This window comes from Chelatococcus sp. GCM10030263, from assembly GCF_042666455.1.
In the GTDB taxonomy this organism is placed as follows: Bacteria; Pseudomonadota; Alphaproteobacteria; order Rhizobiales; family Beijerinckiaceae; genus Chelatococcus.
This window is the reverse complement of sequence record NZ_JBHTDB010000009.1, coordinates 251,218-277,332: the sequence shown is the minus strand read 5'-3', so window position 1 is coordinate 277,332 and position 26,115 is coordinate 251,218. Positions and strand designations below refer to the sequence as shown.

Genomic DNA, 26,115 nt, shown 5'->3' with positions numbered 1-26,115 from the left:
TCCGCCGGTGATACGGTCTGGCCGTGTCAGCTCAAGTCAGCGCTGCGGATTCACAAGCGGCAGCTTTTGTCGGCAGCTCTCCCGGAGGAAAAGCCGGCCCGCTCAACGGGAACTCGCCCCCCGAGACAACTGCACGTGATGCGCTTGCAGTGCGCCGTTGCACATAGCAACGGATGCAGCATTGCGTAGCAAAGGAAGTCTTCCGTTGCAAATATTAAAATATACGTTCGTTTTACCTCCAAATCGTCACCAGCGGCGACCGTGAGCGCGAGCGCAACCTTGAGAACGCTGCGCCCAGCTGATGTTCTATCAACGCTGCGCCCAGCTGATGTTCTATCAACGCGGCGGCCGATGATCAGGGCTGCGGCTCGGCGGGGGCGCCGCACCAGGCGGTGCCGGCCGGAATGGTCTCGCCCTTCATCACGAGCGTCAGCGGAGCAAGGCGCGCGAAATCGCCCACTTGCGTGGCATAGAGCACCGTCGCTCCGGCGCCGACCGTGACGCCCTTGCCGACGCGCACGCAGCCGACCTTCATCACCCGGTCCTCGTAGAGATGGGTCTGCAGGGCCGAGAGCGCATTGACGACCGAGTAGTCGCCGATATGCACGCAGTCGAACTCGGTGACATCCGTCGAGTCGAGCAGGACGCCCTTGCCGATCTTGCAGCCGAAGAGCCGGAGCACCCAGGGCAGAAAGGGTGTGCCGCGCAAATGGTCGAGCAGCACCTTGCCGGCGAGCCCCCAATACATCACCGCCACGGCTTCGGTGCGGAGCGCCCACCACGACCACATGGGCTTCGACACCGGCCGGTAGACGCCCATCAGCGCCCATTTCACGCCGATCACGACGAGCGTCATAGCGATCGCGATGACCACGCTGGCGGCGACGAACAAGGCTGCCGCCGTGCCGAAGCGCTGGTCGAGCACGGAGGGTGCGAGCACCTCGACGGCATAGGTGCCGAAGGTGATGAAGAGCATCATCGGCAGCGAGACGGTGAAGGCCTCGAAGACCGCCCGCCCGAGCCGCCGCAGGCGCGTCGGCTCATAGGTCCAATTCGCGCCGATGTCGCCGAAGGTCTGGCGCACCGGCAGTTTCATCGCCGGACTGCCGAACCAGGTCTCACCTGGCGACATGGCCTCGTTCGCCGGCGGCCTCGACTTGATGCCGATGAGCGCGCCCTCGGGAATCACCGTGCCGGGCGGCACCACCGCCTCGTTGCCGACGAAGACACGCGCGCCGGTCTTTACGGGCTTCAGCGTCATCCAGCCGCCGCGGATGTCCTCGTCGCCGAGCACCACCTCGTCAGCGATGAAGCATTTCTCGCCGATCTCCGTCAGGTCGTAGCGACCGGCGAGATTGGTGGAGATTTCCGCGCCCTTGCCGATCTTGGCGCCCATCAGCCGATACCAGCCGCGCATATAGACCGTGGCATAGAGCGAGGAGAGCGTATCGAGCGTCACCTCTGCGGCAAGCGCCACGATCCATTTGCGGATATAGAAGCCGCCGTGAACGGAATAGACGCCGGCGCGCACGCGCGGCAGCAGGGTCCAGCGTAGCGCCACGATCAGCAGCACCGTCAGGCCGATCAGCACCATAGCCGTCGGCCAGGCGAGCAGCGGCACGTAGTAGAGATAGCTGACGTGGACGGCGGAGCCGATGAGCGCGTCGAGCTTGTCGAACAGATAGAAGGCCGGAAAGATCGGCAGAAGCCCGATCGGCGGCAGCACCAGCAGCGCCAGCGCATAGACGGCCGTGCTGAAGCCCCGACGCAGGCGGCCGGCCGCGGGCGGAGGCAGATCCTCACGCGAGGCAGCGCCCGCAGGCCGCGCGGGCGAGCCCTCCCAGGCCTCGCCCGCGGGAACGGCGACACCATCGCCGACGGCGGTCAGATCGGCGATCTCGGCGCCCGCTCCGATGCGCGCATCGCGCCCGACGATCGCGGAGGTGCCGACGACCGCCCCCTCCCCGACCTCGACCGTGCCGATGACGAGTTCGTTGCCGATGATCTCCGCATTGGCGAATTTCACCTTGCCGCCGATCGAGGCGCCTGCGCCGATAGCGAGAAGATCGATGGCGCCGCTCTCGAATTCGCCGATCAGCACCCCCTCGCCCACCTTGGCACCAAGCGCCCGGAGATAGGCGCGCATCACCGGCGTGCCCTGCAGCCATTTCATATGGACCAGGCTTACCAGGCGCTGCACCAGCCACCAGCGGAAGTAATAGGCGCCCCAGAGCGGGTGGCGGCCGGGCTTGGTACGGCCGAGGATGAGCCATTTGCCGGCGATTGCCACGACGACGGTCGCGATCTCGATTGCCACATAGACCGCAAGGAAGGTCAGAGCGTCGGTGAGGAACGGGGCATCGACGGCCGTGATCAGCATGTAGCTCACGAAGACGCCGAGCCATTGCGCGGTCATGAGCGCGAGCACGAAGGGCAGAACGGCGGCTTGCGCCAGCCCACAGAGGAAGCGCCTGAAAAGCGGCGGCGGCGTGAAGGTGAGGTCCTCGGCGCTTGTGGTGGTCGAGCGGCGCTCGTCGAGCAGGACGGCCATCGCGCGAAGGCTGCGGGCGCCATAGACGTCTTGCAGGGTGAGGCCGGCGAAGCCCGGCGTCGCGCGCACCGCCGAGACGAAATGCGCGGCGATCAACGAATGGCCGCCGAGCTCCATGAAGAAATCGGCATCGAGCGGCAAGGCCATATTGGGGAAGACACGCCGGGCGGCGGCGAGCAGCACCGCCTCCGTTTCGGTCGTCGGCTCCTCATCGCCCGTGGCGAGCGCGGTCGCGAGCGGCATGGCGCGTAGCACCTTGCGGTCGACCTTGCCAGATGCGAGCATCGGCAGCTCGCGCACACACTCCACATGCGAAGGCACCATATAGGGCGGCAAGCTTGCGGCCAGCGCCTGACGCAACGCGGCGCCGGTCACGTCTTGGCCCGCCTCCGCCACGACGAAGGCGACGAGCCGGTCGAGACCGTCGTCGTTGCGCAGGACGACGGCCGCGCGGGCAACGCCGGGCTGATCAATCAGCTTGGCCCCGATCTCGCCGAGCTCGACGCGAAAGCCGCGGATCTTCACCTGGTCGTCGATGCGGCCGTGAAAATGGATCCGGCCGGCCTCATCCATGACGACCGCATCGCCGGACCGATAGAGAACGGGATCGGGACCGGCGAAGGGATTGGGGACGAATTTGGCGGCCGTCAGGTCCGGCCGGCCGAGATAGCCCTGCGCCACGCCCGGGCCGCCGATCAGGAGCTCGCCCGGCAGGCCGACCGGCAGAAGGTTGAGGTCCTCGTCGACGACGTAGCAGCTGTAGTTCGGCAGCGGCCGGCCGATGGTCACCGGCTCGTTCGGCCGGAGATCGGCGACGGTGGCGACCACCGTCGCCTCGGTCGGGCCGTAGCTGTTGACGAGGCGCCGGCCGGGCTTGGCCCAACGCGCGACGAGACCGGGCGGGCATGCCTCGCCGCCGAGGATGATCAGCTTGAGGCTCGGCACGTCGCGCGCGATCATGGAGAGCAGCGTCGGCACGGTGTCGAGCACCGTCACTCCGTTCTCGGCGAGGAGGTCGGGCAGGCACTCGATGTCCTCCATTATGGCGCGGTTGGCGATGAAGAGGCTCGCGCCGACGAGATAGGGAATCCAGATCTCTTCCATGGACAGATCGAAGGCGACGGAGGCGCCCTGGAAGATCACATCCTCGTCCTCGATGCCGTAGATCTCGTTCGCGGCCCGCAGGAAATGGCAGATGTTCCGGTGCGAGATGACGATGCCCTTGGGCGTGCCCGTCGAGCCGGAGGTATAGATGAGATAGGCCGGATGGTCGGGGGTCAGCCCGCGCCGGCGCGGCTCGACCGGCGCATCGCCTCCCCCGTCCGCGACATCAGTCGATGTCCACACCGGACAGCCCATGGCCGTGCAGCGCGACGTCCATTCAGGCGCGGTGAGCAGCCCCTTGGCGCCGGCGTCGGCGAGACAGACGGCGATGCGCTCGATGGGCGCGTCGACATCGAAGGGGAGCCAGGCGGCGCATGCCTTGGCGATGGCGATCTGGGCGATGAGGAGCGCCGCGCCGCGCGGCATCCACAGTCCGACGACATCACCCGGGCCGCAGCCCCGCGCGATCAATCCGCGGGCAATGGCGCAGGCCGCCTCGTCGACGCGCGCATAGGTCCAGACCTCGGCATCGTCGATGAAAGCGATCCGGAAGCCGCGCAGGCGAGCAGTCGCGGCAAAGATGTCGGCGAGCGTCTCGTCACGCAAAAGGTCAGGGCGCGGGTCGCCGATAAGAGAAGAATTCGGAAAGTCGACTGCGACACTCTCTCGTGTCGGCGACAGTATCGGCGTGATCTTGTTCATTGTTCTGCCTGTCTTCCAAATCCAAGCCGGAGCGCAATCCAGACGAGCGAACTCCGGACAAGCGCGATCGCTCGCCCGCGCGTGACACGCGGCGCTTCCCATCGCAACGCGAGCGATGAAGCTTAGGGCGCTATGCGCGCCAAATAATGGGAGAAGACGTGCTGCAGTCCCGGTCCGAGGTCACGCTTCGATCGCGTTCGCCCAGCCCCCGACCAGAGCCTCGTCCCGTTGCTGCATTGCATGATCTTTGGCGATTGCTCTCGAAGACCTTCGCAGATCACGCGATCCACCTCACATGTCGTCCGCAGGGCCACGCCTAATGCAAATCGCCCCCATTGTGCGGGAGCCGAGCATCATGTTTGAGCTTGGCCGGCTGAACGGCGCATGAACGCCGTTTATCGGAGATGCTCAGGAAGGCGGAGCGCTATGGCGTGGGGAGCCAAAGTGCCGGACGGGCAACGCATTCAGCTTGCCGGCCACCAGCGCGCGGTGCCCTCGGCAAAGATCAGAATGCGCCCCTGCCAGATCGGCACATCCGGCGCTTCCTTGGGCACAAGTCCCGCCAGCATGGTCAGCAGGGCGCGGGCGACACCGCCATGCGAGACGATCACCGTGTCGTGGTCGATGGCCGCGACGAGCGGCCGCAGGCGCTCGACGACCATGGCATAGCTTTCACCGTCCGGCGAAACATAGCCGAAACGGTCGCGGTCGCGGGCAGCGGCACGCGCGCCGTCGCGAGCGCGGATTTCCTTCCAAGTCATGCCTTCCCAGGCGCCGAAGGCGATCTCGCGCAGACGCGGATCGAGCTTGTAACCGTCCGGCGGCAAGCCCGCCCCGAGGCGCAGTCGATCCATGGTCTCGCGCGTACGGGCGAGCGGGCTTGCGATATAGTCGAGCGCCGCGGGACCGGGCACGAGAGACTTCAGGAGGGCACCGACCTCGTCGGCCTGCAGGCGGCCGCGTGCATTGAGGGATGTATCACGCTGGCCCTGCAGCCGGCCTTCGGCATTCCAGTCGGTCTCACCGTGGCGAACGAAATAGATCGTCGGCGCCACGCCTCATTCCTTCCCGAGGACGATGTCGGGCGCATCCGGATTTTTCATGCCGACGACGTGATAGCCGGCGTCGACATGAGTGATCTCGCCGGTGATGCCGCGCCCCATGTCGGAGAGCAGGAAGGCGGCGCTTTCCCCGACCTCCTCGATGGTGACGGTGCGCCGGAGCGGCGAGTTATATTCGTTCCACTTCAGGATGTAGCGGAAGTCACCGATGCCGGAGGCAGCGAGCGTCTTGATGGGGCCGGCCGAGATCGCATTGACCCGGATTCCCTGCGGACCGAGATCGGCGGCGAGATAGCGCACGCTCGCCTCGAGCGCGGCCTTGGCGACACCCATGACATTGTAGTGGGGCATCCATTTCTCGGCGCCGTAATAGGTTAATGTCAGGAGCGAGCCGCCGTCCGTCATCAGCTTTTCCGCGCGCTGCGCGACCGCCGTCAGCGAATAGCAGGAGATGAGGAGCGACTTGGTGAAATTGTCCTCGGTCGTCTCGATATAGCGGCCGGTGAGCTGGTCCTTGTCGGAGAAGGCGATGGCATGGACGAGAAAGTCGAGCTTGCCCCATTGGCGCTCGACGGCTGCAAAGACCGCATCGATGGTCGCACCGTCCGTCACATCGCAATGGCCGGCGACGAAAGCCCCGAGTTCGGCGGCGAGCGGCTCCACCCGCTTCTTCAGCGCGTCCCCCTGATAGGTCAGCGCAAGCTCGGCGCCATGGGCATGCGCGGCCTTGGCGATCCCCCAGGCGATGGAACGGTTGTTGGCGACCCCCATGATCAACCCGCGCTTGCCGGACAGGATGGTTGCAGGGCTCTTCGTGTTATCTGCCATGGCCTTGAAACGCTTTAGAATCGGGGGAAAGGGAATCGTCGGTCTGTATGAACGCTATGCATCATTAGCCGAGCGCCGCAGGCGACGGAAGTCTCGGCCCGTCCATTGGCCCCTCGGAGACGATGCCATCAACCATAAACAGCGGTTAGGGCCTGTGCCGCAACGGAACAGGCGGAGATTGCACTGCGCAACCCTTTATTAGTTTTTCAAGCCCGCTGAGCCCAGAGCAGTCATGCGCCCACTGCAGACGACGCCTCTCCACATGGTGCTATAAGCCCGCGCCATCGCCATTGTGCGGTGCAGCAACATGTGGAATATCATGTCCATAGCAGTTGCCGATGAGCAATCATCGGTCCGTGCGACGCCCGAAACGAGGCATGTGCGCTCCAACACGTACTGGGGCCTCGTTCTCGGCAGCACCGGGGTCGTCTATGGCGACATCGGCACGAGCCCCCTCTACGCTTTCCGCGAAGCGCTGGCCGCCTCGGGCGGCGGCGTCGAGCGCCCTGCCGTGCTCGGCGTGCTCTCGCTGATGCTGTGGACGCTCGCCCTCGTCGTCACCGTCAAATATGTCATCGTGCTTCTCCGGGCCGATAACAACGGCGAAGGAGGGACGCTGTCCCTGGTGGCCCTGCTGCACCACGCGCTCGGCCGCTCCAGCGCGCTGGTCATCGGGCTCGGCATCCTGGGCGCCGCCCTCTTCTATGGCGATGCCGTGATCACGCCGGCCATTTCCGTGCTCTCGGCCGTCGAGGGGCTGAAGCTGGTTACGCCCATGTTCGAGCCCTATGTCCTGCCGATCGCGGTCACGGTGCTGGTCGCCCTCTTTCTCGTACAGGCCTATGGAACGGCGCGGGTGGCGACCTTCTTCGGCCCGGTGATGGTCGTCTGGTTCGCGCTCATGGCCGTGGGTGGCCTGATGGGACTTCTCGGCGACCCAAGCGTGCTCGCAGCCGTCGATCCCCGCTATGGCCTCGCCTTTCTGGTCCAACACGGCACCATCGGCTTCGTCACGCTCGGGGCTGTGTTCCTGGCCGTGACCGGCGCCGAGGCGCTCTATGCCGACCTCGGCCACTTCGGCCGCCGCCCGATCCGCACCGCTTGGCTCGGGCTCGTTTTCCCGGCGCTTGCGCTCAACTATTGCGGCCAGGCGGCGCTCGTTCTGGCCAATCCGGCAAGCGCCGCCGATCCGTTCTTCCTGCTCTTTCCGAGCTGGGCTCTCGTTCCGGTGGTGGGGCTTGCGACCGCTGCCACCGTCATCGCCTCGCAGGCGGTGATCACGGGTGCCTTCTCGCTCAGCCGCCAGGCCATCCAGCTCGGCATGCTGCCGCGCCTGTCGATCCGCTATACGTCGGATTGCCACGCCGGGCAGATCTATGTGCCGCGCATCAACATGCTGCTCCTCCTGGGCGTCCTCCTGGCGGTCTCCTATTTTCGGACCTCGGGCGATCTCGCCTCGGCCTACGGCATTGCCGTGACCGGGACGATGGTGATCACCACGCTGCTCGCCTATTTCGTCGTCCGGCGCGTCTGGCGGTGGAATATCGTTGCAGCCCTTGCGCTGACGCTGCCGCTATTGGCCGTGGACCTGACCTTCCTCACCGCCAATCTTACGAAGATCGCGGACGGCGGCCTGTTCCCGCTCGCCTTCGGCGCAGTTCTCGTCCTGGTAATGGTGTCGTGGCGTCGCGGCGTCGCGGTGGTGGCCGAAAAGACTCGCCGTGCCGAAGTCTCCATGGACGAACTCGCCCGCATTCTGGCGGCGAGGCCGCCGCACCGCGTGGCCGGCACGGCCGTCTTCCTCACCGGCGATTCCGCCACGGCGCCCCGCGCGCTCCTGCACAACCTCAAACACAACAGGGTTTTGCACGAGAAGAACGTCATCCTGACGCTGACCACGGACGATCGCCCGCGCGTGCCGGACAGCGAACGGATCAGCATCGAGCCGGTGACGGAGGATTTCACCCGCGTCGCGATGGCCTTTGGCTATGCCGAGACGCCGAACGTGCCGCAGGGGCTGGCGCTGGCGCGCAGCTGCGGCTGGCGCTTCGACATCATGTCGACGTCGTTCTTCCTGTCACGGCGCTCGCTGCGGCGCGCACCGAACTCGCAGCTGCCACGCTGGCAGGCGAAGCTCTTCATGCTGCTCGCCCGCAACGCCGACGATGCGACCGATTATTTCCAGATTCCGACGGGACGTACGCTGGAGGTCGGCGTGCAGGTGCCGCTGTAGCGTTACTCGCCGAGATCGGCGGTCGCGGCACGGCGCTTGCGCATCAGGCTTTCGAGTTCGGGGTCGGGCTCCTTCGGCAATTCGATATCGATCGTCACGATGAGATCGCCGGCCCCGTCCTTCGTCTTCAAACCCTTGCCGCGCAGGCGAAATTTGCGCCCGCCGCTCGAGCGGGGCGGGATCGTCATGTCGACCGCGCCGTCGAGCGTCGGCACCCGGACCGTGGCGCCGAGTACGGCGTCTTCGAGCTTCACCGGCAGCCGGGTGCGCAGCGTGCTTCCGTCGAGCGCGAACCGTTCATGCGGCGCGATGCGCACGGTGAGCAGGGCGTCGCCCGACTCGCCGCCGAAGGGGCTCTCCTCGCCGAGGCCCTTCAGCCGAATGACCTTTCCATCGCTGATGCCGGTCGGGATGGTGACCTCGATCTCGCGCCCGGGCGGCAACACGATGCGGCGCTTGCCGCCGGCAACAGCCTCCTCCAGGGAGATAGTCAGGGTCGCTGCGACATCCTGTCCGCGCGGCGCCTGCCGGCGCGAGCGGCGTGCGCCCCCCATCTGGTCGGCGCGCATGCCTTCCCTGAACAATTCCGAGAAGATGTCCTGCGGGTCGAAACCGGCGGTCCGGCGGAAGCCTTGACCGCCCGTGGAGAAGTTGAACCCCTCGTAACCGGCGCCGCCTGCACCGGCGCCGAAGCCCTCGAACCCCTGAAAGCGCGGCTTACCGTCGGCGTCGATCTCACCGCGATCGAATTGCGCGCGCTTCTCGGCATCGCCGAGAATCTCGTAGGCCGTGGTCACCTCGGCAAATTTTTCCTGCGCCTGCGGATCGTTCTTGTTGCGATCGGGGTGATAGGTCTTCGCAAGCCGGCGAAACGCCTTCTTGATGTCGGCTTCGCTCGCCGCACGCTGCAGCCCGAGAATTTCATAAGGGTCGCGCATAGGTCCTCACTCCGGTGCGAACCTCAGGGGTCGAACACCGGTAGCCCATATGGGGGCGATGTTGCACATTTGCAACTATGGCGCGCGCGCTAGCTGCCCTTTTTTCGGGGCTCGACCGCAACCACGGACCATTCCTCCCCCGAGGGACGGCATGCGGTACCTTGCAGCTTCTGCGTTCCTGTCTGCAAGACGAGGTCGGCAAAAAAGTCGCGGCAGATCTCGTCGTTCTTGACGAAGGGCTGCCCGGCCGGGACGAATTCGCCACGCAACGCGGTTTCCGGATTGGCCCAGGGCGCGCTCGCGCCGTTGCCGACGGGATCGAGGGCGATCGCCATCGCGGCCTTCGCCTGCCGCCAATCCTCGGCCGTCAGTTCCGGCGAGAGTGGCGAAGGCTGATCCCCCGATGGGAGAGCGGCCGTCACATCGGCGTCGCTGTCGTCGCCGCCCCCCAACAAAGAGCCGACCGGAAAGGTTATGCTGCATCCGGCCGTCGCCAGCGCGACACCGGAAACACACAGCGCCAGAAGCAATTGCCGAATCGTCTGCACAGCTTCGCCACGCGTGAGGTTTCCCCTATACTTCACTGGTGACACACCGCGCATGCACGCGCCCTTCCGCAAACTCTACGCTTGAGGGATTTTTGGCTTTGGAACCGTTAACGAGCCGTGACTTTTCCGATGAGAAAGACCCTTTCACGCTCTTTACGGCGTGGCTTGCGGAAGCCGGCGCGAGCGAGCCGAACGACGCCAATGCCATGGCGCTGGCGACGGTGGATGCGGACGGATTGCCGAACCTGCGTATGGTGCTGTTGAAGGGTCACGATCACGAGGGTTTCGTCTTCTATACGAACGAGGAAAGCGCCAAGGGGCGCGAACTCACCGGCCAGCCGCGCGCGGCGCTTCTCTTTCACTGGAAGAGCCTTCGGCGGCAGGTGCGGGTTCGCGGTCCGGTGGTCGTCGTCCCGGATGCCGAATCGGACGCCTATTTTGCATCACGCCCGCGCGGCAGCCAGATCGGCGCCTGGGCCTCGCTGCAGTCGCGGGCGCTGGAGAGCCGTTTCGCGCTGGAAAAGTCGGTTGCCGCCTATACGGCCAAGTTCGGCCTGGGAGCCATTCCGCGCCCGCCGCATTGGCACGGCTACCGTGTGCGGCCGGTTGCCATCGAGTTCTGGCAGGACCGTCCATTCCGCCTGCACGACCGCATTCGCTTCAGCCGTGCCGCGCCCGAAGGGCCTTGGACAAAAGAGAGGCTCTATCCTTGAGTCGCGACAGGGCCTATCCATCTTAACGGCTCAGCCAACCGCCAGCGAGACGACAGACGTGTCCCAGACATCCAATCAGCCACGGCGCGTTATGCTCTTGACCGGTGCGAGCCGCGGCATCGGTCATGCGACCGTCAAGCGCTTCTCGGCGGCAGGCTGGCGCGTGATCACCTGTTCGCGGCATGGCTTTCCGGAGCAGTGTCCCTGGGAGATGGGCCCGGAAGACCATATCCAGGTGGACCTCGCCGACGTCGACAATACGCATGCCGCGATCGGCGAAATCCGGAATCGTCTCAAGGCCGAAGGCGAACTTCTTCATGCGCTGGTCAACAATGCCGCGATCTCGCCCAAGGGCGAGGGCGGCAGCCGGCTCGGCGCGATCGAGACGTCCGTCGAGGACTGGCAGCGTGTCTTCCAGGTCAATTTCTTCGCGCCCATCATGCTGGCGCGGGGCCTGCTCGACGAATTGACGCGTGCCCATGGCTCGGTGGTGAATGTCACCTCCATCGCCGGCAGCCGCGTGCATCCCTTCGCGGGCTCCGCCTATGCGACCTCCAAGGCGGCGCTGGCGTCCCTCACCCGCGAAATGGCGGCCGATTTCGGCCCGCTCGGCATTCGTGTCAACGCCATTTCCCCCGGCGAGATCGATACCGCCATCCTCTCGCCCGGGACGGAGAAGATGGTCGGGCAGATACCGCTGCGGCGGCTCGGGACGCCGGACGAAGTGGCAAAGGCCATTTACTTCCTCTGCACCGAGGCCTCGTCCTATGTCGCCGGGGCGGAACTCCATATCAACGGCGGCCAGCACGTCTGAACCGCATCGATGACCGCTTCGCGCCTTTATCCGGACCGCCCGCTGCTCGCGGCCAGTGCCGCCGTCTTCCGCGACGGCCGGGTGCTTCTGGCTTCGCGCGCACGGCCGCCCATGGAGGCGGTCTGGAGCCTGCCGGGGGGCCTCGTCGAGCTGGGTGAGAGCCTGGAGGCGGCAGCCCTTCGGGAGCTTGCGGAAGAGGTGGGCATCAGCGCCCGGATCATCGGCTTCGCGGGTCATGCCGAGGTCATCGAACGCGACGAGAGCGGCGTAAAACGCCATTTCGTCGTCGCCGCCTTTGCGGCAAGCTGGACGGGTGGCGAAGCGGCGGCGATCGCCGAGGTTTCGGCGGTCGAGTGGCTCGATCCCGCCTGCCTTGGCGAGCGGCCGACCACGCCGGGGCTCGCGGCGATCGTGGCGCGCGCTCAAGGGCTCGTCGGGCAAGAGCGCGTCAGACAAGAGAACGTGCGGTGAGAGAACACGTCCCCCAGGTCTCGACGGCGGAGCCCGTGAAGACAGATCGCTCCCTCGCGACGCGGCTGTTAGCGGCCGGATTGGCACTGGCCTTGGCCTTTGCCTCGGCAACGAGTGCCTCGGCAGCGCCGGCCCCGTCGGCGCATGATCCGGCGCCGGCCGGTCTGCATCTGGCGCAGAAATCACAGAAGGCCACTCCTCCGGCCGGCGGGAAACCGCAAAACGGCGCGGCCGCGCCGGAGGCCGGCTCTTCCGAGCCCGCGCCCGAAGAGCGTCCCTTATATGAGGCGCAGATGCTGCGGCTGGCAGAGGTTCTCGGCGCGCTCTCCTTCCTGCGCAGTCTCTGCGGGGCAAACGACGCGCCACTTTGGCAGCAGAAGATGCGTGCGCTGATCGATGCGGAGGCCGTGACGCAGGAAGATCGCGAGCGGCTCGCCGGCGCCTATAATCGCGGCTTCAACGGCTTTGCGCTCACCTATCGCCGGTGCAACGATTCGGCGGAAACGGCGGTTGCGCGATTCCTTGCCGAAGGCGAGCGGCTCGCCACCACGATCAGCTCGCGCTACGGCGGTTAGGTTAACGGAAAAACCTTCGCCGGGCCGATTTTCCTGTGCGTTGTTAACCGCCCTGGCACAACCGGCTGGCACCGGCTCGGTATCCTGCGTAAGCTCGATTCGTCGCGTATCTTCAATCTACAGGTCCTCGGTCTTGCGCATGGACGACACTCAAAGTGATCTCGATCTGACCGAAGCGAGCGAAGAGAAGCGTGCCGCGCTGGCTTATCTCAGCGAGGCTTTTGCGGAAGCCCAGCTCGACGGTCTCGACGGCGATTGCGTGGCGCATGCCGCGTTGTTCACGGCCTTCCACGAACTCGTCACCACCTATGGCGAAGAAGCGGTCGCGCGTTTTGCCGAGAACCTGCCGACACGCATCCGCGGTGGCGGCTTCTCGAGCGGCCTGCGACACTAAGCTCGACCCGCCCCGCGTACACAGCCGATCAACCTCCTCCCGCCTTGCAGCTTGAGGTGGGGCATGGCCTCGCCTATGTCATGCGGTGTCATGGCAGCGGAGGAAGCTATGCCGTTGGCTTATCTGGCGGACCGGAGCGTACTGGCCGTAAGCGGCACTGATGCGCCGGCGTTTCTCCAAAATATCCTCACCTGCAACGTCGATGATCTCGGCCCGGGCGAGGCGCGCCTTGGCGCCCTGCTCTCTCCACAGGGCAAGATTCTTTTCGACGGCCTGGTCGTTGCCGCGCCGGAGGCGCTCGGCGGCGGCTTCCTCATCGATACCCCACGCGCGACGGCAGCCGACTTCGTCAAGCGGCTCACGCTCTACAAGCTGCGCAGCAAGGTGGTCGTCGCAGACCGCTCGGACGATCTCGGCATCGCGGCCGGCTGGGGCGAGTTTGCTTCCCCTACTGGCGCGCTCCTCGGCTATGACGATCCGCGGCTGGCGGCGCTCGGGCGCCGTTTCATCGGCGAGAGAGCTGCCTTCGCCTCGACCGATTCGGCGGGCGAGGAGGCCTATCATGCCCATCGCATCGCTCTGGGGATCCCGGAGGGCGGCAAGGACTTCGCCTTCGGCGATGCCTTCCCGCACGAAGCGCTGATGGACCAGATCGACGGCGTCGCCTTCGACAAGGGCTGTTACATCGGCCAGGAGGTCGTCTCGCGCATGCAGCATCGCGGCACGGCGCGCACGCGCATCGTGCCGGTCGTCTTCGCGGATGAGGCGCCCGCGCCGGGCACGACGGTGGAGGCGGGCGGCAAGCCTGTCGGCCATCTCGGCTCGCGCGCCGGCCGAAGGGCGCTCGCCATGCTGCGCCTCGACCGGGTCGCGGATGCAATGGCTGAAGGCACACCGATCCTCGCCGAAGGTCGGGCTCTGACGCTGGAGAAGCCCTCCTTCGTGCGCTTCCCCTTCCCTGGAGAACCTCTCGCGGGCCAAATGGCGCAATGAACGATCTTCTCGACCATCCCGACGGCAAGACCCGCTGTGCCTGGCCCGGCTTCGACCCGGTCTATGTCACCTACCACGACACCGAATGGGGCGTGCCCGAATACGACGACCGGGCGCTCTTCGAAAAGCTCATCCTGGACGGCTTCCAGGCGGGCCTCTCCTGGATCACCATTCTGAGGCGCCGCGAAGGCTTCCGCCGCGCCTTCGACGGCTTCGAACCGGAGGCGATCGTGCGCTTCGACGAGGCGCGCATCGCAGCGCTGATGGCCGACACGGGCATCATCCGCAACCGCGCCAAGATCGTCGGGACGGTGACGAGCGCCCGCGCCTATCTCGCCATCATGGAACGCGGCAGCTTCGCGCAGTGGCTTTGGGACATGGCCGGCGGGCGCCCCGCCCAGAACGACTTCCGGTCGCGGGCCGAGGTGCCGGCGGAAACAGAGACGTCGCGCAAGATGTCGAAGGCCCTGAAGGCTGCCGGCTTCACCTTCTGCGGACCGACGATCGTCTATGCCTTCATGCAGGCGGTCGGCATGGTCAACGACCATCTCGTCGGCTGCTATCGCCACACCGAATGCGCGTCGCTTGCTGACGCCGCGCCTGCGGGGATGCGGTGATGGTGAGGCGCGAGGCCCCGCCACGCGCCTGGCAACGCATGCTGTCCGGCCGCCGGCTCGACCTGCTCGACCCCTCACCGCTCGACATCGAAATCGAGGATATCGCCCATGGGCTGGCGCGCGTCGCCCGCTGGAACGGGCAGACGAGCGGCCCGCATATCTTTTCGGTCGCGCAGCACTCACTGCTGGTCGATGCGATCGCCGATCATCTTGCGGGGACGAAGCCTCCGCCGCTACACAATTGGCGGCTCGGCGTGCTGCTGCATGATGCGGCGGAATATGTGATCGGCGACATGATCTCGCCGTTCAAGACGGTGCTGGGCGGCACCTACCGGGAGGTGGAGGCGCGCCTGCTCGCCGCGATCCATCTGCGCTTCGGCCTGCCGGCCGTGCTGCCCGGAGCTGTGTCTAGCCTCGCCAAGCGCGCCGACAGGCAGGCGGCTTTTCTGGAGGCGACGCAGCTTGCGGGCTTCCAGCGCGAGGAGGCGCTCAAATTCTTCGGCAGGCCGGTGCCGCTGCCGCGCGCGGTCTTCACCTATCTCGAGCCCTGGGGCGCGGAGATGGCCGAAGCGCGCTTTCTCGCCCGCGTTTCAGGCCTCCTCGACGGCGGGAATGCCGGGGACAAACCGGCAGTTGCAGCGGAGCCGGAACGCACGTCACTCGAATCGCGTAAAAGGAGCCTTCATCGCTGAGGGTCTCGGCGCTCGATCGCAGAGCAACACGGTCACAGCCCATGTCCGCCATTCATGTCTGCCCGCTTTCCCGCCTTGCGGCCACAGTGGAGGCCGCTGAAGCCAGCCATGTCGTGACGCTGATTGGTGCCGGGACCGTGGTGATGCGGCCGTTGCTGGTGAAGTCCGAATGCCATCTCCTCATTCGCATGAGCGATATCGTGGCCCCTCTCGACGGCCATATCCTGCCGGCGGAGGAGCATGTCGACAAGCTGGTGGAATTCGTCCGCGCCTGGCCGCGTGAAAAACCGATGGTCATTCACTGCTTCGCCGGCATCAGCCGGTCGACGGCGGCAGCGCTCGTCGCGGCCTGCGTCGTCCATCCCGAGCGCGATCCCCTCGCCATTGCCACCAGGCTTCGCGAGGTCTCACCTTCGGCAACGCCTAATATCCGCTTCATCGAAGTAGCGGACGCGCGCCTCGGTTACGGCGGGCGCCTGGTCACGGCGGCAGCCGGCATCGGCCGCGGCCAGGAGGCCTTCGAGGCCGAACCCTTCATCCTGGCGTTCGATTGACGGCGCGCATGAAGACGACGTCCCCACCCGCACCGGCCATCGAGATCGGCCTCGCCGCAGCCATCGTCGCAGTCGCCGGCGACATGCCGCAGATCCTGGTGACGCGCGGCAGCGAGGCGGAGCCGGGGCTGCCCTTCGGCGTCTTCAATCCTCTGGCGCATCGCACCTTCGAGATCGGCCTGCGCGCCTGGGTGGCCGAGCAAACCGGGCTTCGCCTTGGATATGCCGAGCAGCTCTACACCTTCGGCGACCGTGGTCGCCATGCCCAGCGAGGCGATGCGGAGGCGCATGCGGTCTCGGTCGGCTATCTCGCCCTGACGCGCATCGGCGAGGGCATGAACGAATTGCCGAAGACCGCCTCGCTCAGGCCCTGGTACCACTTCTTCCCGTGGGAGGATTGGCGCCATGGCCGGCCCGAGTGCCTCGACGCGCTGATCGCCGCCCTCACCGAATGGGCCGCCGACACCCTCGCAGACCAGCAGGATCGCGAGCGGCGCGCGCTGTCGCGCCAGGAACGGCTGCGGCTGAGCTTCGGCCAGGGCGGCATTCCCTGGGACGAGGAGCGCGCGCTCGACCGCTATGAGCTGCTTTATGAAGCGGGGCTGGTGGAGGAAGCGCTACGCGACGGCCGCCCCGCCGCACGGGTGCGTGCCAGCCTGCCGCCCGCCGGCGCCATGATGCGCTTCGACCATCGCCGCATTCTCGCGACCGCCATCAGCCGGCTGCGCGCCAAGCTGAAATACCGGCCGCTGATCTTCGAGCTGATGCCGCCGACCTTCACACTGACAGCGTTGCAGCGGACCGTCGAGGCGATCGCCGGACGCCATCTGCACAAGCAGAACTTTCGGCGCTTCGTGGAGGCCACGGCGCTCGTCGAGCCAACCGGCGCCGTGGCGAAGACGGCGGGGCGACCGGCCGCGGTTTTTCGCTTCCGGCGGGAGGTTCTGCAGGAACGGCCATCGCTTGGGCTCAGGGTCGGGGGGCGGGGCTGATTGCCTCGGCACGCCCAAGATGCTCTCTTGAGCGTGACTGTTTCGCGTGGGGCCGCTGATCGATGGACTATATATTCCTCGGGCTGATCGTCCTCGCCCTGCCAATCATGACCATTGCCGGGTTCGTCATGGCGCTCGGATTGCGGGCGCGCACCCGCCAGCTCGAGGAGCGTCTCGGGGTTCTGGAACGCGCGCTGGCGGCCGGCACGCTGGCGCCTCGGGAGGCAGCAGCCGAGCCTGCGCCGGCCGAATCGCCCGAAGCCGCGGAAGCCGATGTCGACGACGTCGAGGAGGCGGACGAGCCCGACGACGCGCTGGAGGAGCCCCCCGCCCCACCCGCGCCGGATGTCGTTTTACCTCAGCCGCCCCGTCCTGGCCTCGAAGAGCGCCTCGGCTCGCGCTGGGCGGTCTGGGTCGGCGGCGTCGCGCTCGCCCTCGGCGGTTTCCTGCTCGTGCGCTTTTCCGTCGAGCAGGGCTATTTCGGCCCGGAGATGCGCCTCTTCGGCGCTGCCGTTCTCGCTCTTGCCCTCATCGCCGCCGGCGAATGGTTCCGGCGGCGCGAACGCGCCGAGGGCTTCGTCGGCATCCCCTCCGCCCATGTGCCGAGCGTGCTCACCGCGGCCGGCACGGCGACCGCCTTCGCGACCGTTTACGCGGCCTATGGCCTCTATGCGTTCATCAGTCCGGCAACGGCCTTCGTGCTGCTCGGCGTCATCTCGCTTGCCACCCTGACGGCCGCCGTGCTGCACGGGCCGGCGCTCGCGGCGCTCGGCCTCCTTGCCGCCCTCGCCTCGCCACTGCTCGTCTCTACGCAGGAGCCCGCCCCCTGGGCCCTCGTCATCTATCTCGTCTTCCCGGTCGGCGCGGCCTATGCGCTCGCCCGCCTGCGGCAGTGGCGCTGGCTCGCCGTGGCGGCGGCGCTCGGAGCGGCGCTCTGGGGCGTGGTCATCGCCCTCAATTTCGCGGATCAGGTCGCGCCGGCGCTCTGCAACGTCATCATTCAAACCTTGCTCGCCGCCATCATGCTGGTGGTCGACCCCAATCGCGGCGTGAGCGACGAGGAGGCTCATCCCGATCTCCTGGCGCTCGGGGTGCTCGCCGCCTTTGCCCTGCTCGCGGTGCTCGCGAGCACGAATATCACTCAAGGCGCGGGCTGGGCCTGGTTCGGTGGCGGAATGACGCTCCTGCATCTCGCCATCGCCGTCCTTGTCGCACCGGCCGCCGGCGCCGCCTTGCTCGCGGCCGCGATCGCGACAGCGACGCTCGCGCTGTGGCCGGTCGTGCGGATCGCCGAGGGCGAGCCGCAGAACGTGCTGCCCGGCGGTCCGGGCGGCGTGCCGCTGCCGGACGCGCTTCATCTTTATCTCGGCTTCGGCATCCTGATCGGCGCGGCGCTCGCCGGCGCCTGCTTGTGGCGGCTGGTACGCGGACGCGGGCTCGCCTTCCTGCCGGCGGCCTGCTACGCCGCGGCCGCGACGCTCGGGCCGCTCGCGCTCCTCGTCGTCGCCTACTGGCGTGTCGAGGCTTTCGCGGCGAGCATCCCCTTCGCCTTCGCGGCCGGCGCGCTCGCACTCGGCGCCACCGTCGTCGCCGGCTTCCTCAGGGCCCATCAGGGCGAGGCCCGCGCCTTGCCGCTCGGCGTCGCCGCTTTCGCCGCGGCAACGGTCGCAGCACTTGCGCTCGGCCTCACCTTCGCCCTCGAAAAGGGCATGCTGACGGTGGCCTTCGCGCTCGCCGCGCTGGGCACGGCCTGGGTCGCCGCACAAACACGCATCTGGGTTCTGCGCTATGTGGTGGGCGCACTCGGCGTTCTCGTTCTCGGCCGCATCGTCTGGGATCCGGCGATTGCCGGTGGTGATCTCGGCACGACGCCCATCTTCAACTGGCTTCTCTGGGGCTATGGCGTGCCGGCGCTGAGCTTCGCCCTCTCGGCGCGCATTCTGGCGCGCGAGGCACGCGACCGCATCACGCGCCTCAGCGAGAGCCTGGCGATCGTCTTTTCCGCGCTGCTCGTCTTCTTCGAAATCCGCCATTGGATCAACGACGGGGACATTCTTCGGCCGGCCTCCGGCTTCGTCGAGGCCGGCCTGATGGCGACGGCAGGCCTCCTCTTCTCGCTCGTCATGGTGCGGCTCGATGCGCGGCGTCCGGACGCGGTCTATCGCATCGCCTCGCTCGCCTTCGGCGCCTTCACGCTGGTGGTGGCCTTGTTACTGCTGGCGATCACCAAAAATCCCTATATCACCGGCATGGTCATCGCCGGCGGCCCGGTCATCAACGGGCTTCTGCTCGGCTATCTCATACCGGCCGTCGCGGCGCTCGCGCTTGCCTGGTCTGCGCGCCGCACGCGGCCGCGCTGGTATGTGCAACTCGCCGCCGGCCTCGGCCTGTTGCTCCAGCTTCTCTACATGCTCACGGAGATCCGCCGTCTGTTCCAGGGGCCGACGATCGGCTTCAACCAGCCGACCGGCGAGACGGAGCTCTGGGTCTATTCGGTGGCGCTCGTCGGCATGGGCGTCATCCTGCTTGCCCTCGGCCTCCTGTGGAATATCCGCCTCGCACGGCTGCTCTCGGCCGCCTATATCCTCGTCGCGGTCCTGAAGGTCTTCCTGATCGACCTCTCCAGCCTGGAAGGCGCGCTCAGGGCCTTGTCCTTCATCGGGCTCGGTCTCGTGCTCGTCGGGATAGGCTTCGCCTATCAAAAGCTTCTCGCCCGCACGCGCGCCGCGCCGCCTGCGCCTTCGTGAAAGCGGCCTTCGATCGCTGCTTTCGGACTGCCCCGTTTCCCTTGCAACTCGCTGCCGACCGGGTGATAACCCCGCCATGACCAACGACGCGTCCAAAGCCGAAATCGCCGCGCTTCCCTTCGAACGGGCGTTGGCGGAACTCGAGCAGATCGTGCAGCGCCTCGAGCGTGGCGACGTGCCGCTCGAGGAGTCGCTTGCCATCTATGAGCGGGGCGAAGCGCTGAAAGCCCATTGCGAGGCGCTCCTGAAGCGGGCCGAGCAGCGCATCGAGAAGATCACGCTCTCGGCCGACGGCCGTCCCACGGGCGTCGCGCCCCTCGACGTGGAAAACTGAGCCCGGCCCGGTCGGGATGTCTCACTTGCACCGTCGGTTCACCTGAGGTTCCCCCGTGCCGGTCAAAACGCCCCTCCTCGACACCGTCGCCCTGCCGCAAGACCTCCGCCGCCTGCCGGAGACGGCACTCAGGCAGGTCGTCGACGAGCTCCGCGCCGAGACGATCGACGCGGTCTCGGTCACGGGCGGGCATCTCGGGGCGGGGCTCGGCGTCGTCGAGCTGACGGTGGCGCTGCATTATGTCTTCGACACGCCCGGCGACCGCATCATCTGGGATGTCGGCCACCAGGCCTATCCGCACAAGATCCTGACGGGACGGCGCGACCGGATCCGGACCCTGCGCAAGGGCGGCGGCCTCTCCGGCTTCACCAAACGGTCGGAAAGCGAATTCGACCCCTTCGGCGCGGCCCATTCGTCCACTTCGATCTCCGCCGGTCTCGGCATGGCGGTGGCACAGGAGCTCGATGGCAAGGGACCTGCCGACAGGCGCAACGTCGTCGCGGTGATCGGCGACGGCGCGATGTCGGCGGGCATGGCCTATGAGGCCATGAACAATGCTGGCGCCATGAATGCCCGGCTGATCGTCATCCTCAACGACAACGACATGTCGATCGCCCCGCCGACCGGCGCCATGTCGGCCTATCTCGCCCGCCTCGTCTCCGGCGGCACCTACCGCTCGCTGCGCGAAGTCGGCAAGCAGCTCGCCAAGCACCTGCCGAAGTTCTTCTATGAGAAGGCCCAGCGCGCCGAGGAATTCGCGCGCGGCTTCTGGACAGGCGGTACGCTCTTCGAGGAGCTCGGCTTCTATTATGTCGGGCCGATCGACGGTCACAATCTCGACCATCTCCTGCCCGTGCTCAAGAACGCGCGCGACGCGACCTCCGGGCCCATCCTCGTCCATGTGGTCACCCAGAAGGGCAAAGGCTATGCCCCGGCGGAGGCCTCGGCCGACAAGTATCACGGCGTCACCACCTTCGACGTGGTGACGGGGGCGCAGGCAAAGCCCAAGGCCAATGCGCCCGCCTATACGCGCGTCTTCGCGGAGCAACTCATCAAGGCCGCCGAGACGGACGAGAAGATCGTCGCCGTTACCGCCGCCATGCCGTCCGGCACGGGGCTCGATCTCTTCGGCGAGGCTTTTCCGGCGCGGACCTTCGATGTCGGCATCGCCGAGCAGCATGCCGTGACCTTCGCGGCCGGCCTCGCCACCGAAGGCTACAAGCCCTTCTGCGCCATCTATTCCACCTTCCTGCAGCGCGCCTACGATCAGGTTGTGCACGACGTCGCCATCCAGAAGCTGCCGGTGCGCTTTGCGCTCGACCGTGCAGGCCTCGTCGGTGCGGACGGGCCGACCCATGCGGGGTCCTTCGACATCGCCTTCCTCGGCTGCCTGCCCGATTTCGTGATCATGGCGGCCGCCGACGAGGCGGAGCTCGTGCATATGATCGCGACAGCCGCGGCCTATGACGAGGGCCCCATCGCCTTCCGTTATCCGCGCGGCGAGGGGGTCGGCGTCGACATGCCCGAGCGGGGCGTGTCGCTTCCCATCGGCAAGGGCCGCGTCCTGCGCGAAGGCACGCGCGTGGCGCTTCTCGCCCTCGGCACGCGGCTCGGCGAATGCCTGAAAGCGGCCGAGACGCTCGAAGCGCGCGGCCTCTCGACCACGGTCGCCGATGCGCGCTTCGCCAAGCCGCTCGATCTCGACCTCATCCGCCGGCTCGCGCGCGACCACGAATGCCTGATTACGATCGAGGAAGGCTCCATGGGCGGGTTCGGTGCCTATGTGCTGCAGGCACTCGCGGCGGAGGGGCTGCTCGACCAAGGTCTCAAGATCCGCACGATGGCGCTGCCCGACCGCTTCATCGACCACGACAAGCCCGAACGTATGTATGCCGAGGCAGGTCTCGATGCGGCGGGCATCGTCGCGACGGTCTTTGCGGCGCTGGGCCAGACCGAGGTGGCGCGTAGCGCCTGAATGTCCCGGCGGGGTATTTGCCACTGATATTTCTCTTCGTCATGGCCGGGCTTGCCCCGGCCATCCCGATTCGAAGAAAAAACCTTCCGATGGAGATCCTCCGCACAAGGCGGGGATCACGCGAGAAACGACACGGCGATCTTACTGAAAGATCCCGCGAGGCCTGTCGCCCCGAAGCCAGCCTCTTGTGCTTTCTTCCTTGCAGGCCCATTCTTCCTCCTGAGACCGAGGAAGAAAGCGATGGCTCTCAACATCAAATCCGCCGAAACGGAGCGGCTCGCCCGCGAGGTCGCGACGCTCACGGGCGAGACCATTACGGAAGCCGTGCGCAAGGCGCTTGAGCTGCGTCTGGAACAGGCGCGCGCCGAGCGGGAGGACGAGATCGAACGCAGGCGGCGGGCGCTGAAGGATATACAGGAGCGGGTGCGACGGCTCGGTCCCCTGCCGAAGATCACGAAACGTGACTTCGACGAGCTGTGGGGCGAACTCGACGAGTCGGACGAGACGTGATCGTCGTCGACAGCTCGGCCTTTCTCGCCATCCTCTTCGGCGAGCCTGATGCGGGCCCGATCGCGGCTGCTTTCGAAGAAGCCGGGCAACGTCTGGCGTCGGCAGTTACCGTCTACGAGACACGAACGGTCCTGCTCAGACGCGCGGACACGCGTTATCTTCCGCCATTCGAGGAACTGCTCGCGTGGGGCACGGTCGAACAATATTCGTTCGACCGCCGTCAAGGTGACATCGCCAGTGCCGCCTACGAGCATTTCGGCCGTGGCACAGGCCATCCCGCCAAACTCAATCTGGCAGACTGCGCGTCCTATGCGCTCGCCAAGTCGCTGGACGTGCCGCTGCTGTATAAAGGCAGCGATTTCGCGCAGACGGATGTGCGTTCCGCGCTCGCGCCCTGACACCGCCTCGTCCGGCGCTTGACCACCGCGACGCTCATCGCCACCCTGCCCGGCTTTCGTACCATCCGCCGGTGTCGGCGATTCGGGGTCCTGTTGCGATGAATTCCTGGCTGCGGTCGCTCGCCGTTTATGCGGACCGGCGCATCATCGCCATTCTCTTTCTCGGCTTCTCCTCGGGTCTGCCGCTCTCGCTCGTCTATGCGACGCTCTCGGCGCGGCTCGCCGAGGCCGGCGTGTCGATGACGATGATCGGCCTGTTCTCCTGGGCCTCGACGGCCTACGGCTTCAAATGGCTGTGGTCGCCGCTCGTCGACCGGCTGCCGATCCCGCTGCTCACGCCGCTTCTCGGGCAGCGACGGGGCTGGATGGTGCTGTCGCAAGTCGCGACCGCCATCTGCATGATCGGCCTCGGCTCGACCGACCCGTCCGAGAGCCTCGTCGGCACGGCGGCCTGGGCGGTGGCGCTCGCCTTCACCTCGGCCACCCAGGATATCGTGATCGACGCCTACCGGGTCGAGATCCTCAAGGAGCGCGAGCTGGGCGCCGGCGCCGGCAATATCGTGCTGGGCTACCGGCTTGGCATGATCGTCTCGGGTGGCGGCGCGCTCGTCATCGCCGATCTCTTTGGCTGGTTCGCCGCCTATGCCGTGATGGCGGCGCTGATGAGCATTGGCTTGGGAACAGCGCTCCTCAGCAAGGAGCCGGCCCGCCCTGAGGTGGACGAAGCCTCGCTGACACGCGATCCGATCGGCTGGATTCGAACGGCGGTCGCCGCCCCGCTCACGGATTTCATGCAGCGGCCGCATTGGCTCCTCATCCTGCTCTTCATTGCGCTCTATAAATACGGCGATGCGCTGCTCGGCGTCATGGCCAATCCGTTCTACCTCGACATCGGCTTCACCAAGGCCGAGATCGGCCTGGTGTCGAAGTCCTATGGCGTGATCATGACTATCGTCGGCGGCCTCGCCGGCGGGGTCATCGTCGCACGCCTCGGCATCATGCGCGCGCTCCTCATCTGCGGCGTGCTACAGGCGGCGAGCAATCTCGTCTTCGTGGCACAGGCCATGGCGGGCGCCGACCTTTCGGTCTTCGTCGTCACCATGAGCGTGGAAAATCTTGCCGGTGGCATGGGAACGGCGGCCTTCGTCGCCTATCTCTCCTCCCTGTGCAATGTCGCCTATACGGCGACGCAATATGCGCTCGTGAGTTCCTTCATGGCCTTTACCCGCACCATCTTCGCTTCGGGCGGCGGCTGGCTCGCCGACCGGGTGGACTGGGTGACCTATTTCCTGATCTCGACGGCTGCCGCGCTGCCGGGCCTTCTCCTGCTGCTCTGGATGATGCGCGCCTTTCCGCAGGGCGGGGCCGTGCGCCTCGCGACAGACAAGGCATGACCGCCGGCACGCGCGACCGCGCCGACAAGGTTCTCACGGCGCAGGGGATCTTCGACAGCCGAGCCAAGGCCCAGGCGGCTATCGCCGCCGGCCTCGTGAGGGCGGACGGTGTCGTCGTGGCACGTCCATCCGACATGATCGCCGCCGATGCCGTCATCGAGGCGCAGCCAGCCTACCCTTACGTATCCCGCGGCGGCGTGAAGCTTGAGGCGGGGCTCGACGCCTTCGCGATCGATCCGGCGGGCCGCGTCTGCCTCGACATTGGCGCCTCGACCGGCGGCTTCACGGAGGTGCTGCTCGGCCGGGGGGCCGCCCGCGTCTATGCGGTCGATGTCGGCCATGGCCAGCTGCATCCGAGCATCGCCGGCGACCCGCGGGTCGTGACGCTCGAAGGCACGGACGCGCGGCGACTGACGCGCGCTCACATTCCCGAGCAAGCCGAACTCCTGGTTGCAGACGTCAGCTTCATCTCGCTGAAGCTCGTGCTCCCCACGGTGATCCCGCTGCTCGCTGCGAAAGCCGAGCTCGTCGCGCTGATCAAGCCGCAATTCGAGGCCGGGCGCGCCCATGTGGCGAAGGGCATCGTGCGTGACGCGGCCGTGCACGCGCGGGTCTGCGACGAGATTGCCGGTTTGGTGCAGGGGCTCGGCTTTGCCGTGCTGGGGATCATCCCCTCGCCGATCGCCGGCGGCGACGGCAATCGAGAATTCCTCATCGGCGCGCGCCGAGGCGCGATATGAGCGAGCAGCTCACCATCACGCGGCTCGGCCGGCGCGGCGACGGCGTGGCCGAGACGGACGAGGGCCTCGTGCATGTGCCCTATGCCTTGCCCGGCGAGGTGGTCATCGCCGAGATCGCGGGGGACCGGGCGCGACTTGTCGCCGTCGAGGCACCCGCCCCCGAGCGGCGCGAGCCTTTCTGCCCCTATTTCGGCCGCTGCGGCGGCTGCGCCACCCAGCATATGGACGCGGAGCTCTATCGCCGCTGGAAGCGCGACATGCTGATGACCGCGCTCACCCGCGCCGGCATCGAGGCGCCGGTCGGCGAATTGATCGATGCCCATGGCGCGGGGCGACGCCGGCTCATCCTGCATGCGCGGCGCATCGACGGCCGGCCTGCCGTCGGCTTCATGGCCGCGCGCAGCCATGAGCTGGTTGCGATCGATCATTGCCCGATCTCGCTGCCGGCACTCGCGCGCGCTCCAGCGGTCGGGCGGGCGCTCGCCGCGGCCGTCAACCTGCGCAAGCCGCTCGACATCCAGATCACCGCGACCGAAGGCGGGCTTGATGTCGACCTGCGGGGCTTGGGGCCCCTTGCGAACCGGGAGCGGCAGGCGCTGGTCGGGCTTGCCGAGCGGCTCGATCTCGCGCGGCTCTCGCACCACGGCGAACTCGTCGTCGAGCGGCGCCCGCCGGCGCTCGTCATGGGGCGGGCGCGGGTGGTGCCGCCACCCGGCGGCTTCCTGCAGGCGACGGCAGCGGGCGAGGAGGCGCTCGCGCGGATCGTCACCGAAGCCTTCACCGGCCGCAAACGCGTAGCAGACCTTTTTGCCGGCTGCGGCACCTTTACGCTGCGCCTCGCCGAACGGGCGGAGGTCCACGCCGTCGAGTCGCATGCGCCGGCGCTTGCTGCCCTCGACAAGGCCGTCAGGGCGATCCAAGGGCTCAAGCCCATCACGACGGAAGTGCGCGACCTGTTCCGTCGACCGCTCCTGCCGCTGGAGCTCGACCGCTTCGATGCGGTCGTCTTCGACCCGCCCCGCGCCGGTGCGGAGGCGCAGGCGCGCCAGATTGCCGCGAGCAAGCTCCGGCACGTGTTGGCTGTGTCCTGCGACGCCGGCAGCTTTACGCGCGACCTCGCGATTCTGATCGTGGCCGGCTTCCGGGTGCGAAACATCATAGTGCTGGACCAGTTCCGCCATTCGCCGCATATGGAGATCGTCGGCATCCTTGAACGGTAAGAGCAGCCTTGGTCGCG

General features: G+C 67.0%; 24 protein-coding genes. 19 read left to right on the top strand and 5 right to left on the bottom strand.

Annotated features, from left to right (window positions below; genetic code table 11):
• Positions 1-355 precede the first annotated feature (355 nt).
• From ACFQU1_RS20130 to fabI, 3 genes are all read right to left on the bottom strand, one after another.
• Complete coding sequence (locus tag ACFQU1_RS20130; protein WP_378136002.1) at positions 356-4,357, bottom strand: Pls/PosA family non-ribosomal peptide synthetase; 4,002 nt, start codon at positions 4,355-4,357, stop codon at positions 356-358.
• A gap of 464 nt (positions 4,358-4,821) precedes the next feature.
• Positions 4,822-5,412 (bottom strand): histidine phosphatase family protein, encoded by a 591-nt coding sequence (locus ACFQU1_RS20125; RefSeq protein WP_378136000.1) that lies wholly within the window; start codon positions 5,410-5,412, stop codon positions 4,822-4,824.
• A 3-nt stretch (positions 5,413-5,415) separates the two neighbouring features.
• Positions 5,416-6,246 (bottom strand): enoyl-ACP reductase FabI, encoded by an 831-nt coding sequence (gene fabI, locus ACFQU1_RS20120; RefSeq protein ID WP_378135998.1) that lies wholly within the window; start codon positions 6,244-6,246, stop codon positions 5,416-5,418.
• 319 nt (positions 6,247-6,565) lie between these two features.
• Between fabI and ACFQU1_RS20115 the strand changes: the two genes are divergently transcribed.
• Positions 6,566-8,479 carry a potassium transporter Kup gene (locus ACFQU1_RS20115; RefSeq protein WP_378135996.1) on the top strand — a complete coding sequence of 638 codons (1,914 nt, stop codon included), beginning with the start codon at positions 6,566-6,568 and terminating at the stop codon, positions 8,477-8,479.
• Positions 8,480-8,481: 2 nt separating this feature from the next.
• Here the strand turns inward: ACFQU1_RS20115 and ACFQU1_RS20110 are convergent, their stop codons facing one another.
• Positions 8,482-9,417, bottom strand: coding sequence for a DnaJ C-terminal domain-containing protein (locus ACFQU1_RS20110; protein ID WP_378135994.1), 936 nt, complete (start codon positions 9,415-9,417; stop codon positions 8,482-8,484).
• A gap of 89 nt (positions 9,418-9,506) precedes the next feature.
• On the bottom strand, positions 9,507-9,839 hold the full coding sequence (locus ACFQU1_RS20105) for an RT0821/Lpp0805 family surface protein (protein ID WP_378135992.1): 333 nt from the start codon (positions 9,837-9,839) through the stop codon (positions 9,507-9,509).
• Between the two features lie 224 nt (positions 9,840-10,063).
• On the opposite strand from ACFQU1_RS20105, the gene pdxH reads away from it, so the two are divergent.
• From pdxH to ACFQU1_RS20015, 18 genes are all read left to right on the top strand, one after another.
• Positions 10,064-10,678: a pyridoxamine 5'-phosphate oxidase gene (gene pdxH / locus ACFQU1_RS20100; protein WP_378135990.1), complete on the top strand. Its 615-nt coding sequence runs from the start codon at positions 10,064-10,066 to the stop codon at positions 10,676-10,678.
• 91 nt (positions 10,679-10,769) lie between these two features.
• Positions 10,770-11,492 carry an SDR family NAD(P)-dependent oxidoreductase gene (locus ACFQU1_RS20095; protein ID WP_378136789.1) on the top strand — a complete coding sequence of 241 codons (723 nt, stop codon included), beginning with the start codon at positions 10,770-10,772 and terminating at the stop codon, positions 11,490-11,492.
• 9 nt (positions 11,493-11,501) lie between these two features.
• A complete protein-coding gene (locus ACFQU1_RS20090; protein ID WP_378135988.1) occupies positions 11,502-11,963 on the top strand; it encodes an NUDIX hydrolase in 462 nt (153 codons plus the stop codon).
• On the top strand, positions 11,846-12,538 hold the full coding sequence (locus tag ACFQU1_RS20085) for a TIGR02301 family protein (RefSeq protein WP_378135985.1): 693 nt from the start codon (positions 11,846-11,848) through the stop codon (positions 12,536-12,538). Before ACFQU1_RS20090 ends, ACFQU1_RS20085 begins: the two co-directional genes overlap by 118 nt.
• 139 nt (positions 12,539-12,677) lie before the next feature.
• A complete protein-coding gene (locus ACFQU1_RS20080; protein ID WP_378135983.1) occupies positions 12,678-12,932 on the top strand; it encodes a hypothetical protein in 255 nt (84 codons plus the stop codon).
• Between the two features lie 108 nt (positions 12,933-13,040).
• On the top strand, positions 13,041-13,925 hold the full coding sequence (locus ACFQU1_RS20075) for a YgfZ/GcvT domain-containing protein (protein WP_378135981.1): 885 nt from the start codon (positions 13,041-13,043) through the stop codon (positions 13,923-13,925).
• Positions 13,922-14,542: a DNA-3-methyladenine glycosylase I gene (locus ACFQU1_RS20070; RefSeq protein WP_378135979.1), complete on the top strand. Its 621-nt coding sequence runs from the start codon at positions 13,922-13,924 to the stop codon at positions 14,540-14,542. The genes ACFQU1_RS20075 and ACFQU1_RS20070 overlap by 4 nt, the downstream gene beginning before the upstream one ends.
• Positions 14,542-15,234 (top strand): hydrolase, encoded by a 693-nt coding sequence (locus ACFQU1_RS20065; RefSeq protein WP_378135977.1) that lies wholly within the window; start codon positions 14,542-14,544, stop codon positions 15,232-15,234. The genes ACFQU1_RS20070 and ACFQU1_RS20065 overlap by 1 nt, the downstream gene beginning before the upstream one ends.
• Positions 15,235-15,275: 41 nt before the next feature.
• Complete coding sequence (locus ACFQU1_RS20060) at positions 15,276-15,788, top strand: tyrosine phosphatase family protein (protein WP_378135974.1); 513 nt, start codon at positions 15,276-15,278, stop codon at positions 15,786-15,788.
• Positions 15,789-15,796: 8 nt separating this feature from the next.
• Positions 15,797-16,780: an NAD regulator gene (locus ACFQU1_RS20055; protein ID WP_378135972.1), complete on the top strand. Its 984-nt coding sequence runs from the start codon at positions 15,797-15,799 to the stop codon at positions 16,778-16,780.
• 62 nt (positions 16,781-16,842) lie between these two features.
• Positions 16,843-19,527 carry a DUF2339 domain-containing protein gene (locus tag ACFQU1_RS20050; protein ID WP_378135970.1) on the top strand — a complete coding sequence of 895 codons (2,685 nt, stop codon included), beginning with the start codon at positions 16,843-16,845 and terminating at the stop codon, positions 19,525-19,527.
• A 76-nt stretch (positions 19,528-19,603) separates the two neighbouring features.
• Entirely contained in the window at positions 19,604-19,861 is a 258-nt protein-coding gene (locus ACFQU1_RS20045; protein ID WP_378135968.1) for an exodeoxyribonuclease VII small subunit, read from the top strand.
• Positions 19,862-19,916: 55 nt separating this feature from the next.
• Positions 19,917-21,836, top strand: a complete 1,920-nt coding sequence (gene dxs, locus ACFQU1_RS20040; RefSeq protein WP_378135966.1) for a 1-deoxy-D-xylulose-5-phosphate synthase — start codon at positions 19,917-19,919, stop codon at positions 21,834-21,836.
• A gap of 240 nt (positions 21,837-22,076) precedes the next feature.
• Positions 22,077-22,346: a type II toxin-antitoxin system VapB family antitoxin gene (locus ACFQU1_RS20035; protein WP_378135963.1), complete on the top strand. Its 270-nt coding sequence runs from the start codon at positions 22,077-22,079 to the stop codon at positions 22,344-22,346.
• Positions 22,343-22,744 (top strand): type II toxin-antitoxin system VapC family toxin, encoded by a 402-nt coding sequence (locus ACFQU1_RS20030; RefSeq protein ID WP_378135961.1) that lies wholly within the window; start codon positions 22,343-22,345, stop codon positions 22,742-22,744. Before ACFQU1_RS20035 ends, ACFQU1_RS20030 begins: the two co-directional genes overlap by 4 nt.
• 98 nt (positions 22,745-22,842) lie before the next feature.
• On the top strand, positions 22,843-24,138 hold the full coding sequence (locus ACFQU1_RS20025) for an AmpG family muropeptide MFS transporter (protein WP_378135959.1): 1,296 nt from the start codon (positions 22,843-22,845) through the stop codon (positions 24,136-24,138).
• Positions 24,135-24,878, top strand: a complete 744-nt coding sequence (locus ACFQU1_RS20020; protein WP_378135957.1) for a TlyA family RNA methyltransferase — start codon at positions 24,135-24,137, stop codon at positions 24,876-24,878. Before ACFQU1_RS20025 ends, ACFQU1_RS20020 begins: the two co-directional genes overlap by 4 nt.
• Positions 24,875-26,098, top strand: coding sequence for a class I SAM-dependent RNA methyltransferase (locus tag ACFQU1_RS20015; RefSeq protein ID WP_378135955.1), 1,224 nt, complete (start codon positions 24,875-24,877; stop codon positions 26,096-26,098). The genes ACFQU1_RS20020 and ACFQU1_RS20015 overlap by 4 nt, the downstream gene beginning before the upstream one ends.
• The last annotated feature ends 17 nt before the right edge of the window (positions 26,099-26,115 follow it).